Annotated in this window: 14 protein-coding genes; 9 read left to right on the forward strand and 5 right to left on the reverse strand. The window is 41.2% G+C overall.

Features of this window, described 5'->3' with window-relative positions; all coding sequences use genetic code 11:
- Window positions 1-21: 21 nt before the first annotated feature.
- Complete coding sequence (locus Q8W26_RS09455) at window positions 22-1,386, forward strand: VCBS repeat-containing protein (RefSeq protein WP_101215466.1); 1,365 nt, start codon at window positions 22-24, stop codon at window positions 1,384-1,386.
- A 144-nt stretch (window positions 1,387-1,530) separates the two neighbouring features.
- Here the strand turns inward: Q8W26_RS09455 and Q8W26_RS09460 are convergent, their stop codons facing one another.
- Window positions 1,531-2,649, reverse strand: coding sequence for an MBL fold metallo-hydrolase (locus Q8W26_RS09460; protein ID WP_101215467.1), 1,119 nt, complete (start codon window positions 2,647-2,649; stop codon window positions 1,531-1,533).
- Between the two features lie 117 nt (window positions 2,650-2,766).
- Here Q8W26_RS09460 and Q8W26_RS09465 point away from each other — a divergent pair, with 117 nt between their 5' ends.
- The 4 genes from Q8W26_RS09465 to Q8W26_RS09480 all read left to right on the forward strand — a co-directional run bounded on the left by Q8W26_RS09465 (window position 2,767) and on the right by Q8W26_RS09480 (window position 9,160).
- Complete coding sequence (locus Q8W26_RS09465; protein WP_101215468.1) at window positions 2,767-3,360, forward strand: TetR/AcrR family transcriptional regulator; 594 nt, start codon at window positions 2,767-2,769, stop codon at window positions 3,358-3,360.
- A 516-nt stretch (window positions 3,361-3,876) separates the two neighbouring features.
- Window positions 3,877-5,469 (forward strand): bifunctional UDP-sugar hydrolase/5'-nucleotidase UshA, encoded by a 1,593-nt coding sequence (gene ushA / locus Q8W26_RS09470; RefSeq protein ID WP_101215469.1) that lies wholly within the window; start codon window positions 3,877-3,879, stop codon window positions 5,467-5,469.
- Window positions 5,470-6,000: 531 nt separating this feature from the next.
- Complete coding sequence (locus Q8W26_RS09475) at window positions 6,001-8,445, forward strand: DUF748 domain-containing protein (protein WP_305473189.1); 2,445 nt, start codon at window positions 6,001-6,003, stop codon at window positions 8,443-8,445.
- Window positions 8,446-8,992: 547 nt separating this feature from the next.
- A complete protein-coding gene (locus Q8W26_RS09480; protein ID WP_305473191.1) occupies window positions 8,993-9,160 on the forward strand; it encodes a hypothetical protein in 168 nt (55 codons plus the stop codon).
- 248 nt (window positions 9,161-9,408) lie between these two features.
- Here the strand turns inward: Q8W26_RS09480 and Q8W26_RS09485 are convergent, their stop codons facing one another.
- Both Q8W26_RS09485 and Q8W26_RS09490 read right to left on the reverse strand, forming a co-directional pair.
- Window positions 9,409-10,266, reverse strand: a complete 858-nt coding sequence (locus Q8W26_RS09485; protein WP_101215471.1) for a DUF417 family protein — start codon at window positions 10,264-10,266, stop codon at window positions 9,409-9,411.
- A 514-nt stretch (window positions 10,267-10,780) separates the two neighbouring features.
- Window positions 10,781-11,371: an ACP phosphodiesterase gene (locus Q8W26_RS09490; protein WP_101215473.1), complete on the reverse strand. Its 591-nt coding sequence runs from the start codon at window positions 11,369-11,371 to the stop codon at window positions 10,781-10,783.
- 405 nt (window positions 11,372-11,776) lie between these two features.
- Between Q8W26_RS09490 and Q8W26_RS09495 the strand changes: the two genes are divergently transcribed.
- From Q8W26_RS09495 to Q8W26_RS09505, 3 genes are all read left to right on the forward strand, one after another.
- On the forward strand, window positions 11,777-12,655 hold the full coding sequence (locus Q8W26_RS09495; RefSeq protein WP_101215474.1) for a bile acid:sodium symporter family protein: 879 nt from the start codon (window positions 11,777-11,779) through the stop codon (window positions 12,653-12,655).
- A 229-nt stretch (window positions 12,656-12,884) separates the two neighbouring features.
- Window positions 12,885-13,862, forward strand: a complete 978-nt coding sequence (locus Q8W26_RS09500; protein WP_101215475.1) for a DUF1852 domain-containing protein — start codon at window positions 12,885-12,887, stop codon at window positions 13,860-13,862.
- A 28-nt stretch (window positions 13,863-13,890) separates the two neighbouring features.
- Window positions 13,891-14,943, forward strand: a complete 1,053-nt coding sequence (locus Q8W26_RS09505; RefSeq protein WP_101215476.1) for a methionine synthase — start codon at window positions 13,891-13,893, stop codon at window positions 14,941-14,943.
- A 111-nt stretch (window positions 14,944-15,054) separates the two neighbouring features.
- On the opposite strand, the gene Q8W26_RS09510 is transcribed toward Q8W26_RS09505, so the two are convergent.
- A complete protein-coding gene (locus tag Q8W26_RS09510; RefSeq protein WP_101215477.1) occupies window positions 15,055-15,885 on the reverse strand; it encodes a sulfite exporter TauE/SafE family protein in 831 nt (276 codons plus the stop codon).
- Window positions 15,886-16,142: 257 nt separating this feature from the next.
- Window positions 16,143-18,089: a YfiR/HmsC family protein gene (locus Q8W26_RS09515; protein ID WP_101215478.1), complete on the reverse strand. Its 1,947-nt coding sequence runs from the start codon at window positions 18,087-18,089 to the stop codon at window positions 16,143-16,145.
- Between the two features lie 205 nt (window positions 18,090-18,294).
- On the opposite strand from Q8W26_RS09515, the gene Q8W26_RS09520 reads away from it, so the two are divergent.
- Complete coding sequence (locus tag Q8W26_RS09520; protein ID WP_101215479.1) at window positions 18,295-20,436, forward strand: TonB-dependent siderophore receptor; 2,142 nt, start codon at window positions 18,295-18,297, stop codon at window positions 20,434-20,436.
- The last annotated feature ends 141 nt before the right edge of the window (window positions 20,437-20,577 follow it).

Here is a 20,577-nt window from a genome sequence, read left to right on the forward strand (position 1 = left end):
TAGGCATAACTTGGATAAAAAATGAAAAACAAACTAAAATTTTCCGCACTATTAGTCTCTTCTTGTTTAGTCAATTCACAAGCAAACGCAGTCGATATTGACCTCACAATCGTTGGAAAAGGAACAGTTAACGTTGCTGAAAACAGTGTTGAATGTAAAGAAAGCTGTACGATTAATAATAATGATCAAGTCAATACTTTAGTGCCTTCCGTGCAAGACTCTGGGAAATTTCTCGGTTGGACAGGTCAACAATGTGACAGTGGTAATCAGGTTGTTGTTGAGCAAAACTTTAACCTTATTCACAAGGCACCTAGCGGAGCAAAAACGCTCTCTGCGGCAGATATCGATAATGACGGAAAACTAGACCTAGCTGCGATCTCTCTATTCAATGGTCAGGTTCAAATTCTAAAGAACCAAGGAGACGCGAGCTTCAATGCGACATCTCTAGCGTCAGGGCTAAGATACCCAACAGCGATGGACTTTTTCGACTGGGATAATGATGGAGACCAAGACTTACTCGTTGCAGAATATACTTCAAAACTAATTAAAGTTTACTTAAACGACGGTAATGGTGATTTTAGCCATCAAAACGATATCTCGCTGGGTGGTGCTGCCGTTTACGCTATTGCAATAGAGGATCTAAACGAAGACGGATTACCAGATTTAGTTGTATCGTCATTTAGCGCTAATATCTCAGGTAACCTGCAAACCCTAGTTGACAGTATCAGGCAAGGGGAAACTCGCTGGTACTTAAATAACGGTAATGATGACTTTACTGCATCCACCGTGCTATCAAATACTGCGGCAATTACACTAGATGTACATAAAAACCAATCCCTTGGTTCCATTGATGTCGTTGCTGCAGAAATTGAAGACGGCGATATTGCTGTTTACCGCTTAAATAACAGCACTGTGACTCGCGAATTAGTTGCTAACGGTCGGGGGGCCTATGGCGCTGCATTCTCAGATATTGATAACAACGGGCACATGGACGTTTTATCAACACACTATGAACCATCGGTGGCTAAACTCACTTATGGCTACGAAGGCGGCTCCTTCTCTGGCGAGACTGATATCATGACTTTCAAAGAAGGTGTGACGGCAACGGCCTTTATTGACGTTAATGAAGATGGCTATTTGGACGCGCTAGTTAGTGAGTTTAACTCTAATGACTTTGGCTACATTGAAACTATTAGCTATAAAGATTGTGTTGTAAGTTCATCAGCAGCAACCAGTGTCACTGCGAACTTCTCTGAAGAGACTACACCGGAAGTATCCCCAACCCCCCCGAGTCCAAAAGCAAAAGATTCAGGGTCTTCAGGTGGTAGTTTTGGTTATGCATTGTTCGCTTTACTATTGCTGTCTCGACTGCGTAGTAAGAGGTAACTCATAGTTTCAACGACTCAATAAATATGCTAGATCGCAATGTTTTAACTTAGAGCGACAAGCTGTTCAGGGCCTAATTCTTCACTGGCCCTTATAGCTTTTTAATAGAGATTAGCGCATTGAAAACGCATAAGGTTGATAGTCTTAATTAGCCAAAGCTACATATTTTTTTGGCATAAACACACGCCACCAAGGGCTGGATGTTATCGACTGATTTAACGCTGTTACTTCCCCGACTATAGGAGTATGGAGTTTGACGTTATGATTATCCGCGATTACTTTTACTCGCTCAAGTGGCTCATACCAAGCATGAAACGCTAAATCAAATGTACCGTTATGGATTGGCATCATGACACTTCCCTTTAAGTCCCTGTGTGCTTGTACACTTTGTTCGGGGGTCATATGAACATCAGGCCATTGGCTGTCATAAGCACCTACTTCAATAAAGGTAATATCAAATGGGCCATAGCGCTCCCCGACCTCTTTAAAACCAGAAAAGTACCCCGAGTCACCACTAAAATATAACGTTTCTTTACCAACATCGATAACCCAAGCTCCCCATAGGCTTTTATTGCCATCATTAAGTGCACGCCCAGAGAAGTGTTTAGTCGGAGTGAATGCGACAAACCCATGAGTGATCTCTTGCTCTTGCCACCAGTCAAACTCCTTAATCTTATTCTTCTCTACGCCCCAACGATTTAAATCACCACCCACACCCAGAGGTACAAAAAACTGAGACGTTTTATCCGCCAGCTTCTGCACACTCATTTGATCAAGATGATCGTAGTGATTATGAGAAATCAATACCTTATCAATTTGCGGTAGTTGTTCGATATCAATAGGGGTTTGCTGGAAGCGCTTTGGACCAAAAAACGCAAAAGGCGATGCTCGCTCTGAAAAAACAGGGTCTAGCAACCAATACTCTCCATACACCTTGAGTAATATGGACGAATGGCCCAGCTTAAAAACATGGACAGTATCATCGCTCAGCCCAGCCAACAACTCATGCGAGATAGGTCTCATTGGTAAAGCCTGTAAAGGTTCTGCATCAATTTTTGTTTCGGTGAAGTATCTAACGAGCACACCAAAGAATGTTGATAAGCTATTAGGAGCCATCGGCTCAATATTATAAAACTTCCCATCCTTGTAAACGCTTTGACTTGGAATTTGCTCTGTGCCTTGAGTTGCTAAAATATTATTCACCGTACACGCTCCTATAAATAAAAAAACTAAAACCAAAAAGAACCATTTAAAAAATTTCATACGCCACCAAAAGTAAACTACACAGTGTAGTTTCTCAGTAACATTCATAAAAGTAAACTATTAAGTGCACTTTTTTTAAAAGCACTCTAAAATGTCAACATACACGGTGAGGAAATAATGAAATTAACAGATAAGAAAAAGATTCATATTTTGGATGCTGCCGAGCAGCTCTTTTATGAGCAAGGTGTCATGCATACCAGTATGGATGAAATAGCCAAAACAGCTGCAGTTTCTAAACGCACCGTCTATAATCACTTTGCGACCAAGGATGCACTATTCCATGCCATTATTGAACGCATGCTCACGCACCTAGCGAACACCCAGCTGATTGAATATGACCACACCCTGCCAATCAAAACACAGTTGATGGCCATTGCAGTTCAAGAGGCTGAACTCTTTGCATCTGATAACTTTCTGCGGGTGGCAAAAATAGCATTTATGCAAATGTTGCAACAAGCTGACCTTGCAAAACAAATTAGCACTCACAAAATTGGCTGTATGGTTTATTTGGAAGACTTTCTAAAAAATGCCTGCAGTGCACAAAAGCTCACAATTGTTGACTTTGAACTCGCAGCACAGCAATTGGTTTATCAATTAAAATCACATATTTTCTATCCAAGGCTGTATGGGTTTGATATACCAAATAAAACACAAGAGGCTTACCTCATAGAACAATCCGTTGATTTATTTTTAGCACGTTATAGCGTGTAACCACTTATAAATGGCTAGCCATGGTTAGCAAGTTAGAACCCATTGCTAAATATTGAAATACACAGGTTATTTAATAACGTCATCATGAGCCTTGTTAATAGCGATATCTTCACAAACTGCCGGCAGTATATTCCTAGTGAGGCCCGCAGGTAGATGCTGTAATTGATTCTTCGCTAAGTTTGAAAAAGTATGCCTGATTGAAGCAAGTTACCTTAGCTCGTCATTTAATCTAAAGCCTGTATTGCATGGGCAAGAAGAATGCACTTTTTCAACTCGAAAGTGACGATTAATCCCCTTAAATGGTGTAAAGCAAATCAATACTGTAAGTCTAACAACATTAAAAATGTGAACTGCTGAGCTACTCTTTATTTCGTAGCCAATTTCGTCAAACAAAAGCTTTGCCGTCGTTAAAATTCAATTATGTGATGTACACAAGATAAGATGTAATGATTTATTCCCTATCTTTTTAAGTTTGCTTTAAACTAATCGCGATGCAATAACAACGTTAACTTTATTATGCGAAATTTTATACTTATTCCCTTGATTGTGTTACTTGCCGCCTGTGGCCAAACATATCAAGCTAAAGCACCTCAAAAAACTCATTACGTAACTGTGCTACATACCAATGATCACCATGGCCGCTTTTGGCACAACAAAGATGGCGAATACGGTATGGCAGCACGAAAAACCTTGATAGATAGACTCAGAGCAGAAGCGAAGTCTAAAGACCACATCGTTTTACTACTATCCGGTGGCGATATTAATACCGGCGTTCCAGAGTCGGATCTACAATACGCTGAGCCTGACTTTAAAGGCATGAGATTGCTTAACTATGACGCCATGGCTATCGGCAATCACGAATTTGATAACCCGCTTCATGTATTAGATAAACAAATTGAGTGGGCGCAATTTCCGGTTTTATCAGCCAACATTCTCAATAAAGCAGACGATAGTTATGCTTATCAGCCTTATACCATCATTAAACAGCAAGGGTTGAATATCGCTGTTTTAGGTCTAACAACCACCGACACCACCAAAATTGCCAACCCAGAATATCTCAAGGCATTAAAGTTTATTAGCCCAACGCAAGCCACTCAACGAGTACTGGCGGAAATCAAGTCACAGCATCACATTGATCTTGCGATTGCGGTCACTCACATGGGTCACTACCACAATGCGGTATATGGCATCAATGCCCCCGGCGACGTTACTTTAGCGAGAAACCTTGCCGCAGGCCAATTAGACATGATCATTGGCGGCCACTCGCAAGAGCCAATTTGTGTCGATAAACAAGGCAACGATAACCCTCACTTTTCTCCCGGCAAAGCGTGCCATCCCGACCAGCAAAATGGCACTTGGATCATGCAAGCTCATGAATGGGGAAAATATGTGGGTAGGGCTGTTTTTAAAATTACCGATGGCAAAAAGTCACTCCTTAGCTATGAGTTAATTCCAGTGAACTTAAAAGATGAGCAAGGAAACTTTATTGCCGATTATATTGAGCACAACCAAGAAATGCTTGACCTACTCACCCCATTTCAAGCAATTGGAGAAGGCCAATTAAAAGAAACGGTGGGAAGTACCGATGCCTATCTAGATGGGAAACGTGACACAGTCAGGTTTAAACAATCACCGTTAGCTCGGTTAATTATTAAGGCACAGAAAGAAGCGGTTAATGCAGACTTTGGCTTTATCAGTGGTGGCGGTATCAGGCACAGTATTTCAGCCGGGGAAATAAGCGCTAAAGACATTCTTAAAGTTCACCCATTTAAAAATAAAATCTCATTAATGCAATGGCGCGGCTCGGCGCTAGTTCACTACTTAAATGTGATCACCGCATTTCCAGTAGATGCCGGTGCTTACTTACAATATGAAGGAATTAGCTTTGACCGAGTAAATGGCAAAGTGGGCAACATTAAAATTAATGGCCAACCTTTCAACCCAGAGGCGACTTATCGTATGAGTATCAACAGCTACAATGCGTCAGGGGGCGACGGCTACCCAATACTATTAAATAAAAAGGGTTATCAAGAGACTAAGCTCATTGATGCGGACGTTTTAACAACCTACATTCAAAGGCACTCACCGATAAAAGTGAACTCTCTCTAATATTGTGCAGGGGCACTGTCCCCTGCTTCACCATGCTCAATGATGTGCAATTGAGGGGCCGCATTCGGCCTCACCATTTCCCTTATCTTTTATTATCAACAAGCTGCAAGACACCTTTGCGGTAACTTTTGCTAATTGAAATGTCGCGTTCGCCAATTAATAGATGATCTTTTTCGATCGTATCAACCTGATGAGTTATTGCAGGTCGTCGGTGTCACTCCCTTTAATCATTAGCAATCGCACGCTATGTGATGGTTGCACGAAAAACCAATGCTTAGTAACAGGGGACAGCCCTCTCCCCAGTTACTAAACACAAGCTAACTGTCGTTTAAACTCTTTTAGTATTCGACAAAATGACAATTTTCTCTCGTCGTGTGGTCCCAACTTCCCTTACTCAAGGCCTACAATATCAAGGCAAACCAACCCCTAACTCACGTATATCGATACACAGTGTATTTAATGCTGTTTAATCCACATTATTTTGTCTAAAATATCCCCAAATTATTGAAACTAAACTACCTGCGGCCCGTCATGTCTGTTTTATTACGATTACGAAACATCTTTTTCTATACCCTAAGTATCATTACTCTATTATTACTTATCCTTTGGGGCGCTAGTTTTGTAGTGCTGCCTTGGCAGACAAATAAGCAACTTGAGCCGCTAGGCTTAAAACTTGATGAAACAACAAACCTGAGTTTCAACCCATTCACTCTACAAGTTCAAATCCATGATTTAGCATTGCTTGATCAGCAGAAAAAAACTCAACTCTCATTAAAATATGCTGAGCTTGATCTTAGCTGGCTAGCGTTTTTTTCCAAGGTGCTGCTTATCGAAAAAGCTGAAATCAGCACCTTACATCTCAACGCACAACGCGATGAAACCCAGCTGGTGATTGCTGGAGTCAATTTATCAGACAGGCCAAAGACAGCCACAGCCCCCCAAACTCAGACGAGTAATGATAGTGACCCAACGGCCTTGATAACGGGATGGCAGTTTAACTTGCCAGCACTAGCGATTGACGATGTGGTGCTGAGTATAAATGATATGGGCCACCCCCATCGTATCGCACTGAACAACTTGTCACTTAACAACGTCAATGCAACACTTACCAACGTGAATGCCAACCTCAGTCTAAATGCCTCGCTAAATGATGCAGCACTTAGCCTAGATTCAAAAGTAGAAGCGAGTTTAGCCTCACTAAAATTAGCCTCAGCGACCCTCGATAACCAGCTCGAAATTTCACAGTTCGCACTTCAAGAATGGCAATATCTGATGCCTCTTGCTGATAACCAAATTAATGAACTAGCGATGTTAGTTGATCTTACCGTTAATCAGCATATCACTCTGGATAAGCAGCAATGGCGTATTAATCAACCCAAGCTACGCTTGGCCTTACACGATATTAAACTGACTCAACCTGAACTCGCATTAACCAATCAAACCATTACATTTGAACTTAACCAACTATCTATTGATGGTATTGATCAAACTCTAAATAATGCGACTGGCGTAGCTACTCTGGCAGTTGATAACCTTGACGTGACCACACAAGGAAAAACATTGGCATCTTTAGCCCGTTTTGAAATCCCTACTGCAACTTTCGATGTTGATAGCCAATTTAATGCTAAAGCACACATTAATCGTATTGTCCTCGCCGACACCCTATTCTCACAACCATCAGCGGATACCGATGCTGTCTATCAAAACGATGCGTTAATCATTAACGACATTTCATGGCAAGATAACCACCTCGCTATTGATACGATTGCGTTAGATAAATTTAGCAGCAACGTGATCTTAACCGCTCAGAAAGAGCTCGAAAACCTCGTTTTACCTAAGCAAAACAACGAGACAACATCAGACGAGGCAGTATCGGAACCAGCCGCAGAGATTGAGGTCGCGCAGATTGAGTCGCCTCAAGCCGATTCGACAACGGCACAACAACCAGCTATCACCTTTAGTCTCAACAAGTTGGAATTACTCAAGCCGAGTCAGATTAAGTTTAAAGATCAGAGTGTCAATCCTGTTTTCGAACAACTTATCACACTAAAGACCATGCAAATTGAAACCGTTGATAACCGTGACATTGCGAGTATGATTCCCTTTAACGCGGCACTGGCATTTGACGACCACGCCTTAACCACAGTTAAAGGCGAGATAGCCCCTTTCGCCGATAAAATGAATATGTCATTAGATTTAACGATGTCAGAGTTTTCTTTACCACCGTTATCCGCTTATTTACGTACAGTGCTTGGCTTTGATTTCTTAAGTGGTCAGCTCGATAATAAAGTCACCCTCATCGTTAAAGACAACCAACTCGACGGAGAAACAACCATCGACCTACGTGGTTTTGAACTGGTCAGTGGCAATGACACCACCGAATTATCAGCTACAGACGGCGGCGCGTTTGGCTTAAACTCTGCGCTTAGCATGCTCAAAGATGACCAAGGGAATGTGTCTTTAAATGTCCCGCTATCAGGTGATATTAACGACCCATCATTTGGTGTAAGTAGTGTCGTTACACTGGTGGCACAAAAAGCGATTATGTCGCAGGCAAAAACCTATTTAATTAATACCTTTGTCCCTTATGCCAATATTATTACCGTGGCGAGTATTGCCGGAGAATATTTACTGCGTCTTGAAATGAACGACCTTGTGTATGACGCTGGTCAAGTCGCTGTATCCGAAGCTCAACAACCCTTTGTTACCCAGCTTGGCGCGCTATTAACCGATAAGCCTGAACAGCAAGTTAAAATGTGCCCGGTCGCCAGTATGCAAGAGGTAACAGCGCCGCAACAAGCGTTATCAAAAGCCGAGCAAATAAACGCACTCAAAGCGTTAAGCAAACAACGTGGTGACACGCTCAAGAAGGTGTTAATCGAGCAATACAACATTGAATCGGCGAGGCTACTATTGTGTGTCGCCAAAGTCGATAGCGATGCCAAGGCACAACCTCGAGTAGAGTTTAGCTTTTAGAGCAAGAAGTGGTTCGCTAACCCGGTTATAACCGCCTATATAGCCACCTTTGAGTGGCTATATAGCACTAGAATAGAATCACGCCAGACTTTACACCGCCGTTGTTAAATAGCAAAAAAAGTACTTATTGAGAGTGATTCTATCTTTTATACCAAAATCAATTGTTCTTGCTGTAATACCAGTGAGTAATAATCAACAACTACTCTAATCTTCATCTGAGCTATTAACTCGATACACACGACAGGCTGTGATTACTCCAAAATTAAAAGTATTAAATAATGTACTTATCTATTAATTCACTATATAGTGCACAGGTTAATTATTCTCCTCTCGTATATTTAACTGGTTATCCTCATTGATAACCCTTGTTTTGTCTTTCCTTTTCACAGTCAGCCATCACTCAAATTATTAAGCTTACATTGTTGTCTGAGTTATCGAGATACGGTCTCCCTTTTAGTTGATATATATACAAATATCCAAGAGTTTTCACACAATAATATAGCTTTTACTAGAAATGCGTTTTAGCGCAAATTAAAAGAGTTTTATTATGTCTTATACATACCAAGGTAAGGTTTATTCAATTAAATCGCCTGTTATTTCCATTTCGGTTAACAAAAATAATGTTGTTGTTACCGATCAAAATGGTGCTAACTTAATCCAGTTTACTAATGTAAACGATTCAAAGTGCTTTTTAGAGTGGGTCTACCAAGCCTAATTAGTACAATGGAAACCGCCGATGAAGTCAGCACTGATGTGGTTATTTTCAACAGCATGACCAGTGCAGCTCATTGCCAACCATGATAATAAGAAGCCGCCCTTGAGGCGGTTTTTTATTCATGAAGTATCTAATACCACCATAATACCCCTTTGCAAGCACTGTCATCTGCTAAAGAATTCGTACAGCACTATGGGGTAAAAAACTGATTGTAAAAGAAAAACAACATAACAATAAAGTCGCATAAATTACTCAGTTATATATATTAAAGTATCAGAGTGAGCCAACTTTGCCTGCTGAGCGACTTGCCAAAGCAAGATTAAATTCGCAATAAACCACAGATCTTTAATTAAAAAGTGCCCGCCTGTTGATAGTAATGTTGTTGCAGATATTGCCCCGTCCCACGTGATTAAGAATGATTGTGTCACCACAAACACAGCACCAGACATCGCTATTGCGGGTATCAGTAGCCGCGGGTTGAAAACAGATCCAATAAGGATCGCTACCGCGATAAGATCATAAACTCCAATAATGTTTGATGTTTTTTGCAAGTCCCACAGGTTATACATCCAAGCCATTAACGGTGAGCTTCGTACTAAGTCTTCTATACCTTTGGCTTCTAATAGGGTGAATTTCATTCCACCAATCCACACTAACACCAATAATACCGGCGCAATACACAGCCATTTTTTAGTGATTATCGATAGGTTAGGCAAAACAAACAACAACCCAATACTCATCAACGCCGCATATTTAATCACACCTTGCCCAGCTCCAATCGCAGGAAAGCCGCCCAATGAATCAATCCACATCGAACCACCGAGTAATGATGCCAATGGAATCACACTAATTACAATGAGTAGGTACCCGAGTAGTGGGAGAAGCCGAGCGTACTTAATTGATGCTAAGGACAGTACTGCCGACGCCACAAAGCCTAAAGAGGCAGCAATGTTATAAACATTATTGGGGAGAAGTTGTGTTATCGAATAAAAGTCAGTGATTAATGTAATGTGTTTATGATGGCCGATTAAGCCCATGGATAAGCCCAGCAAGCTGGTTGATATTGCGAGGATGACTAATGTTAAGTTGGTGGACGTTTGCTTCATGCTCATTTCAAGTCAGTATTTGTTATGGTGCTCTATAGACCAAAGGTGTAGCTGTTTTCTTTCACCCCCATTCCGCTTAATTGTGAACAGCTTGCTCAGCATCGCTTAGCGCTGGCACTAAAAATCCCATAAAGCGATTACTATTCCATTACGTTATAAGAATATCTTTACCAAACAAAACGGTTTAATAGGGCAAGTTATGGCACAGTATGAGTCTTGTGCTAGCGTTATTATTGGGAATATTTTCTCATGCTGCCCTTGCTTACGGCCCTTATTTTCACAATATTTGGCTTATACCTGCTCCAACCAAACATATCGCCTTTAACTATCATTACTGTGTTTGGGACGATGTTATTAGGTTTGCTAAGGAGTATTTCCTTGTCAAAACGCCCCCTATTTGTCAGTTATTAAATGGCTGAAGGTCCAACGCTAAAGCGAGCGCTTCAAGCCAAACAGCAAGTCCAATAGAAATAGAGAAGCTGTAATCAGTGATAGAGCGGTAGAGGTGTTACCGCTAGTGACCACCTTCAAGCTTTGATTGGTTAACATGGTTAATTAGTTGTGGGAAAAACGCTAAAAATACCGCATCGAGCTCACTATAGTGGCGCTGTATATCTTCTATCGTGCCAGCAAAGTTATTGGTAAAGCGAATACGCTGGGCAATTCTATCGAGTGCGAACCCTATGCCCGAGAGCGTCTCATATTGCTTGAACCAATCATTGGTCGTCATATTCGAGACAACCAATTGCATTCTATCAGGCATGTCATCAATACGTTCATTCAACAATTGATAACTGTTTTTTTTGAACGCTATGAGTGGCTCGTGGTGAAAATCTTGCCAATGCTGAATGAGAAAATGATCAAACAGCACATCAATAGCAACACTTGAAAATCGTTTACGCTTAGTTGAAAAGTACTGTTTTGCCTCTATAACCAGAGGGTGACTATCGGTAAATTTATCCACCAGATAATGATTATCTAAGCCTCGTTGCACGGCTATTGGTAAAGGTTTTACTCGTCTATTACCGCCAAAGTCCCCTAGTAGGTTACCAAAATGGGAGTCTGCAGTTGGCTGTGCTAAGTACAGATGCGCTAAATAATTCAAAGCAATTCTCGGCTATAGTTGATTGAGATAGTTATGTCTATTTCATTATTACACGATCCCTTTCTCAGTTCGGCATAATTTGTCTGCTGACACAGTCTCTTTCGTTCACTAGGGGATCAATCATTGCGGTTTTTACTTGGGTGAAGCGAACACGGTAATCATATGGCAACCGTATTCGTTTAAAACTAATAATCAAATATTCTCAGTGTGCTTGATTATATAGCTCTATTTTTAGTTCTATACTCATAACAGGCTATCACCAATAAGTGGCGAGGGATTTAGCCTAAAATTCAATGGTGCTGCATTGTTATTTCGGTGAATTTATAGCACCAGTTTACAGGGTTGCAGCACTCACACCTTATGCTTCATCCGCGAGTGCCCAGCCAAGTAATGAGGAGGTAAACCATGCCGCAAGCTCTGACCGATATCGGGTTGCCAATTGCGCTAATTCTTATCATGATTGGGGTGGGCCTGAGTTTAACACCTGTCGATTTTACGCGTGTATTTAAACAACCGAAAAGCTTTATTATTGGTGCTCTTTGTCAGATGTTGCTCTTACCTCTGGTCGCCATAGTCATTATTGCCCTCACAGAGTTGTCAGGTGAACTGGCGATTGGTTTGTTTGTTCTCGCCCTGTGCCCCGGTGGCACAACCTCTAATTTATATAGTTACTTGGCTAAAGCTGATGTTGGGTTGTCAGTCACTTTAACCGCGATCATTGGTTTTGTGACCCCCTTTACCATTCCATTGCTGACGGCTTGGGCTATCACCTTCTATAGTGGTGGTGAGGCGCAAATCAAATTACCGATAGTTATTACTTGGCTAAAATTGATGGTCGTCACGGTGATCCCTGTGCTCATCGGGATGGTAATACGGGCAAAATGGCAGGCGTTCGCCCACAGAGCACAGCCCTTTGTCAGTGGTTTTTCTGTTTCGGTGCTGGCGTTGGTTATCCTTAGTATCTGCATAAAGCTGGGGCAAAAACTTGTCGATTTCGCAATACTAACCGGACCAGCGGTCATCGCATTAAATATTATCACCATGGGCTTAGGTTATTTAGCTGGCAAGCTATTGCTCAGTAATGAAGCTCAGTCTCGCACCATTACTTTGGAAGTCGGCTTACAAAACGGTACATTAGCACTATTAGTCACCAGTAGTATGTTACATAGCAATGCAATGTCGATTGCACCCAGCATTTATAGCCTGTTTATGTTTATTTCTGCGAGCTTGTTTACCTTAATCGTATCAAAGAAAGATAAAGCGCTGGCAACCAACAGCGCCTAATCAAGACACACAGCACCTTTGCGATAGCTACTTTGGCATAACGCCTTTTACATAACTCCTTTGGCAAAAGCCATTTTACATAGTCACCTGCTTCCTAAAGCCTAAAGCCTAAAACAAAGTCATGAACAAATTTCATTGTTTAATGAATTTAAATCAATTTTATTCATGATATGAACCACGTATAAATATATTCAGATTTTAGATTAGCGACAGCGGATACCAGCTCACCATGAATAACGATTTTACATTTACCATCAAAAGTATTTGTCTCGATGAAAACTACCGTCCATCAGACAATACACGTGCTACCACTAACTTTGCTAATTTAGCGAGAGGCGAGAGCCGCCAAGCGAACTTACGCAACGCGTTAAAGATGGTTGATAATAGCTTTAATGCCTTGGCAAACTGGGACAACCCCACTGGCGATCGTTATAATGTTGAACTTGAAATCATCTCTATTGATATGGACATTCAAGACAGTGGTGAAACCTTCCCATCGATTGAAGTATTAAAAACCAACATTGTTGATCGCAAAACCAACGAACGTATTGAAGGCATTGTCGGCAATAATTTCTCTTCGTATGTACGCGATTATGACTTTAGCGTATTACTGCTAGACCATAACAAGGGCAAACCACAATTTAGCATTCCAGATGATTTTGGTGATCTGCACGGTAAGCTATTTAAATATTTTGTTAACTCAGACGCTTACAAGCAACACTTTAAAAAGCCACCTGTGATTTGCCTGAGCGTATCGGATAACAAAACTTATCAACGCACGGAAAATCAACACCCCGTATTAGGGGTCGAATATCTACCTAATGAGTCCTCTTTAACTGAGCAGTATTTTAAAAAGATGGGCTTACAAGTGCGCTATTTTATGCCGCCAAACAGTGTTGCACCTTTTGCATTCTACTTTTTTGGTGATTTACTCAATGATTACACTAATCTTGAGCTTATTAGCACCATTAGCACCATGAGTACGTTCCAACGAATCTATCGACCTGAAATTTATAACGCTAATGCCGTTGCCGGACAACGTTACCAACCTAACTTGAAGAACCAGGATCATTCGCTCACTCAAATAGTTTATGACCGCGAAGAGCGTAGCCAATTAGCCATTGCACAAGGCAAGTTTGCACAAGAGCACTTCATTAAACCTTACCAAACTGTGCTTGAACAATGGTCAACGAATTACGCGCTTTAATTAATCTAACGAGATAACGGCATATATAATGAACACACTTATTAAGAAACCACTACTACCAACATCAACAGCGGGCAGTTTGCCTAAACCGTCTTGGTTAGCGCAACCAGAAACACTTTGGTCACCTTGGAAATTACAAGATCACGAGTTAGTTGATGGTAAACACGATGCATTACGAGTGTCATTACAAGAACAACAACAAGCGGGCGTTGACATTGTCAGTGATGGCGAACAAACCCGCCAACATTTTGTAACCACCTTTATTGAACATCTTGATGGTGTTGATTTTGAGCAGCGTAAAACCGTTAAAATTCGTGACCGTTATGATGCCAGTGTGCCATCGGTTGTTGGTCCCGTTAGTCGTCAAAAACCTGTGTTTGTTGATGATGCTAAGTTTTTACGCCAGCAAACCAACAAACCGATAAAGTGGGCGCTACCGGGTCCAATGACCATGGTCGATACCCTGTATGATGATCACTATAAAAGCCGCGAGCAACTCGCGTGGGAGTTTGCCAAAATTCTTAACCAAGAAGCCAAAGAGCTAGAGGCGGCAGGTGTTGATATCATCCAATTTGATGAGCCAGCATTTAATGTATTCTTTGATGAAGTTAATGCCTGGGGCATCGCTTGCTTAGAAAGAGCAATTGAAGGGCTTAAGTGTGAAACCGCTGTGCACATTTGTTATGGCTATGGCATCAAAGCCAATACCGATTGGAAAAAGACTTTGGGCTCGCAATGGCGTCAATACGAAGAGGTGTTCCCTAAGCTCCAACAATCTAATATCGATATTATCTCACTAGAATGCCAAAACTCGCGTGTGCCAATCGAACTACTTGAACTGATTCGCGGTAAAAAAGTCATGGTCGGTGCTATTGATGTGGCAACCGACACCATTGAAACACCAGAAGAAGTCGCTGAAACACTGCGCCAAGCACTCAAGTATGTCGATGCAGACAAGCTTTACCCATCAACTAATTGCGGTATGGCACCCTTAGCTCGTGAAGTCGCTAGGGGAAAACTTAACGCCTTAAGTGCAGGCGCAGCGATTGTTCGCCAAGAGCTATTAGCTTCAAAGCAATAAGTCTTAGAAACAACACTGCCAACACCCGAAAGAGCCGAGGTCCTGAATAACACACTTTCAGGACCACGAAAGGGAGAGCCAAAATAAAGCACCTCCAGAACGACTAACAGTTTACAAAAACAGTTGTCCCAACATCCGAAGTCCAGTCACCAGCAATACCACAGCAAAAACCTTCTTAAGCTTTGCTCCATCCAATTTAGACGCTAATGACGCACCAACAGGTGCAAACAACACCGTCAGCGGTACAATACAAATAAAACCAATAAGGTTAACCAAACCAAAGGTGCCCACAGGAGCGTCGCTTGGTGTGCTGCCCATTACCAGCATAGTCAACGCACCTGGCAACGAAATAATTAACCCTATTGCAGCAGCTGTACCAACAGCCTTATGCGCTGGATAATTAAATAAGGTCAGCAGTGGCACCGACAATGTACCGCCACCAATGCCAATCATTGAACTAAAAAAGCCAATCGATGAACCCATTACCGTTTGCCCAGCTTGGCCGGGTAACTGTTGGAACACCGCTGACTTACCCGTTCTTAACAGCATGTTTAGCGCAGATAAGGTTGCAATCACACCAAATAACATCGTCAATAGAGTGCCATCAACCCGAGTCACTAACCAACTGCCGGCCAATACCCCAAGAAGAATAAAGACAGCCCAGCGCTTAAGCAGTTCAAAATCAACATTGCCCTTTTGGTGATGAGAGCGAATTGAGCTAACCGAGGTGGGAACTATAGTCGCCAACGACGTCGCTGTCGCCACGATCATCGCTGATTCAGGTGAGACACCAAAGCTCTGAAATAAGAAAAACAACACCGGTACAATGACAATACCGCCACCAACCCCCAACAAACCAGCTAAAACACCGGCAAAAATACCTGTGGCAACCAAGGCCAATAAGGTTGAAAGATTACTTGTGATAAATTCTATGATATCCATTTACAACTACTTCTCTATTCAATAATAGGCAAAGAGCTTGCCATCGATGTTACGACGGTATCGTCGCAAGTGTTAGATCTAAAAGCAATTGTACTTATATTTATTCGATGAATAACAATGATATAAATTCATTGCTTGATGAATAGTGTTCATGGTTAGAGCTAAAGGCCACCCTTTCACATTCAAACATTGTTAATAAACTTATTGTGGCGAAAGCATGCAGCCTCGCAATTGAGCCTGTAATTATTTAGGCGTGATTAACACTCCCCCTCTTCCCTCGTTAAATTAACTGGTAGCAATAACTTAACACTCATTCCCTTGTTCTGCTTTGAGTCAACAGTAATTGTCCCCTGTAGCTGCTGGCAGACCAAGTTGTAAACGATATTCATCCCTAGCCCTGTGCTACCTTTGCCTCGTTGTGTAGTGAAAAAAGGCTCAAATATATTTGCGAGCGCATGGCTATCCATTCCTTTACCATTATCTCGATAATTCACTTCAACCAAATCGTCAGATTGCAAAATAATATCGACATTAATCTCACCATAATCTTTATCCGAAAAGCCATGAATAATTGAGTTCATCACCAGATTTGACAGCACCTGTGAAAGGGTGCCGGGGCGAGTACTAATCATTAATTCATCGACGCTGTTTAACTGAAACGTAACCTGATGTTTCGTCAATTCAGATGAAAGTGTCGACATAACCTCATCTACATAGTGAGGTAAATTAATTTGCCTAAACTCACTCAACGTTTGGTCGGCTGCTACTAGCTTAAAATTATCTAATAACTTTTTAACTTTAATTAACGCACCCTCTGACATAGCCATTGATTTAGTTGAGCGGTCTAAAAAGCTATCCAAATCATCCTTACTTAATGAACTCGCAACGACTTTTTCTTTTAACCTTTCCACTCCCTCAGATGTTAGGCTCCCAGCCGTGATGGCGACCCCTAAAGGAGTATTTACTTCATGAGCAACCCCAGCCACCAAGCGGCCTAATGAGGCCATCTTTTCAGACTGAACAAGTTGAGCTTGTGTATCGTTTAAGTTACGTAATGTTTTCTTTAACTTTTTAGTGGTTTTACGGTTTTTATTAAAAAAGACCACAATCAACAAAATTCCGATAAAAGACACTAAGGCCAATGAAGTGGTTAACAATAAATATGTCTTCTGACTGTCAATGACTTTAGACTTTCCTTGGAGATCTACCCCCTGCCTTTCTATCTCACCTTGTTGTTTTTTTATCTCAACTTCTTGTTCAGACAATACGTGAGCATTCTTTTTAACAACGGCCAAGATCTGACTGTTTTTTCTTTCTTTCTCTTTAAGTAAACTTCGTTGCTGCTCTAATTTTTCTTCAGTCAATTTAGACTGTTGAGTAACTACTTTTAATGCTTCTCTATCTATTTCTAATTGCTGTTGCTTAAAATGAATTTTTTCTTTAAGTTCAGCTAATTCTAATTTTTGTTTCTTAGTCGCTTGAGTATTTTTTTCTAACTCCACATTCAACGACTTTAACGTCTGTTTAGCTAATTTTAACTGCTCAGTCGCCAGCAAAAGTGCTTGTTCCTGCTGATCTAACTTTCTTTGTAACGAGTCACTTTGCTTTTTACTTTTTTGCATTTCAACTTCAATATCACGATATAACATGGCAACATCAAGTTCATTACCACCAAGGAGTAGTAACTCCGATGACATTCTCAGTTTTTCATAGACTAAATTAGCCTTATTGACTTCAAACGAAATAATATTCTCACGTTCTTTTTGCAACAGGTTAATCATCACATCGTGCTTATTAGTACTGTTATTGGTAATAAGTAAAGTATCACTGCCCCGCAACGCACTCGCAATTTCATGTACTTGGGAGTTAAATTGTTGAGGGATAAAAGCACCATCGGCTTCTCTAAGCTGACGAATTGAGGAAGCAGGAATAATAATAAGCGGCTTATTATCGACTGTGATACGGTTGTCTAATAAAGCTTGGGATAAGTATTTCGCATATTTCGGTTGGTTATAAATCGCTAACGTATACCTCTTGCGACTAGACGTAGATAACCAATCAATATGTTTAAAAAAGCTAACTATATAGGCTGACTTAACCTGCTCGGGCTTAAATTCTTGTGCATGTACATAGCTATAAACAGTCAAACTTAGTACTAGTAAAGTAACGCTGACTAATCTATAGATTTGGTAGCCTGACATCATCAATGAACAGTTACTCCTAACCAACAGTTAATTGAACCATATACGCCAAAGCTTGAATCAGTGAGTCAATCATTCTGATTTAAACTACCCTAAATAACATGACCTTTCAGTTAGTATAGTAAAAATTAGCTCAAGTTAACTTAGTATACTATATTTAAATTTCACCTAAGAATATACGATATGAAGATTTTTCTAGTTGATATTTATGAAAATAAAAAGCCAATCAACCCTGCTCTCCTTAATCTTTTTTAGCGGTTACTCAATCGCCGATGAAGCTGATTTCGAACACTTATTTTCCCTAGACTTAGCTCAATTAATGAGTACTAAAGTCTCTGGTGTTGGTGCATTAACTGAGACTAGTCGATTGAAAACGCCTGCTGCAGTGACTCACATCTCAAATGATAACATCCAATTATCTGGGGCGCGCTCTCTCCATGAGTTACTCGATATATATGTGCCCGGTGTTCAGTGGGTGCGGCACCATTGGGAGTTTTCACATATCGGCGCCCGGGGCATTATCAGTGACCGAGAAAATAAGTTACTTATCCGAGTTAATGGACGAGTAATGAATGAACACACTCATAACGGAGCAGTCTCAGAGCGAAACTTCCCAATGCTCAGCGACATTCAACATATTAATGTTATTCGCGGGGCGGGATCCGCGCTCTACGGCCTTGGTGCCGTATCCATGGTTATTGATATTCAAACATTCAATGCCTCCACTCACTCAGAGAATAAAGTTACACTTAAGACCGCAATCAATAATCAATTTCACTCAATTGAAGGCAGTCTCAGTAAAACATTTGATAACGATATTAGTGCCTACCTTTATGCAGCAATTGCAATGGTTGATGGAGCAAATGACTCGGATGCTCCACTTGTACTTGGTACTGATGCAACATCTTTAACTACTAATGCGGCAGTAAAGCGAGGGCAACCTTTCCCAGTAGGAGTTAATGATGGAGCGCAATATGACGATGAAGCCCCCATCAAGTTTCATTTAGAACTAACTAAAGGCAATAGCGATTTTTGGCTACGATACACCAGCGCAGGAGAAGTTGAGCCAACAGATGTATTTTTTGTCGCAGCACCACCCGTCGGTGTTGGCGAACAAGCACGTATGCAGATTGATAACGGTTACCAACAATTAACCGCAACAGCAAAGCACCAATATGATTATCAAGACGAAATAGCGCTCACTTTTCAGCTAAGTTATGACACCTTCGACTATGTACAACTGTCACCCTTTTCAGCCAAAAAAAGTGAAAACTTTAGTTTTCGCGAAGATGAGTGGCTTATAAAAATTGGCAGCCAATGGGACAATATAGCTGATAATAGCTTTTTCATCGGCGCTGAAATATCTTACGAACGATTTGGTTTAAACAGCCTAAGGTCGGGTCGAGGCAAAGCAACCAGTGATCGCCTTGGAGAAATGACCCCATGGTCAACGACAACGAGTTCATTATTAACTGAATGGCAATGGCGTGCTAGCCCAGCACTAACCACATTCATTGGCGGACGACTAGATAAAAACACCTACACCAATAACCTTTTCTCCCCACGTGCATCATTAGTGTGGTCAAATGATGACATAAACACATACAAGCTAATGCTAACACGCTCGCAACGAATGAACTTTGCCGAAGATAATCGAGCAAGCGCTTTAATTAGCTCAGACAAACAAAAGCCTGAAGTTCTCGACAGTATCGAAGCTCGTTATGAACATGTAGAAAGCTCAATACAATACAGCTTAAGCTTGTTCTACCTTCAATTAGACGCGTTAAGTTGGGATAACACACTGCGACAAAGCATCGTCACTGGCGAACAAGAGCAGTGGGGCTTTGAATTTCAATTTGATAAAGTAATTAATAGTCATCAATTCAGTCTATCGCATTCATATACCAAACTGATCGACTTTGAGTTAGCAACACCTGACTCAAATACGCTCATCACAGCCAAACCTTATGGCTTTGGTAACGATCTCAGCGCTTGGAGTAATCACACCAGTAAGCTTAGGTACAATTATGTCTGGAGTGACAAGCTTAATTTAAATGCATCGTTGCGTGCTTATTGGGGCTTCCCCGGTGTGAGAGATTACTGGGACAAATACAACAATGACGGACTCACTTTAATGGATGCCGATTGGGAAAAAGGCACAGAAAAGCAACTTTTCCTTAATATGGGAGCTCATTACATTTTAAATGACAATCTCCAGCTCAGTTTAAACCTTTATAACGTCTTGGGCCTTGTCGATAAAGATTACAACAAGCGCTTATATTACAACACCTATGGAGATTATAGATCCGAAGCGGTGAGTGCAGCGTTAAGTTTAACAGCGATATTTTAAGCAAAGAATCAGCAAAAAAACAGTATTGGGTGTGGTCTGTGACCATTTTCAAAATAGCTCAGATAACTTTAGGTTAGATGCCCACAGAGACAGGCACTGAAGCATTCAACTAACCATTAACGCTGATGGCCGCAATTTAAT

The sequence above is a fragment of the Psychrobium sp. 1_MG-2023 genome, assembly GCF_030689115.1.
Taxonomy (GTDB): Bacteria; Pseudomonadota; Gammaproteobacteria; order Enterobacterales; family Psychrobiaceae; genus Psychrobium.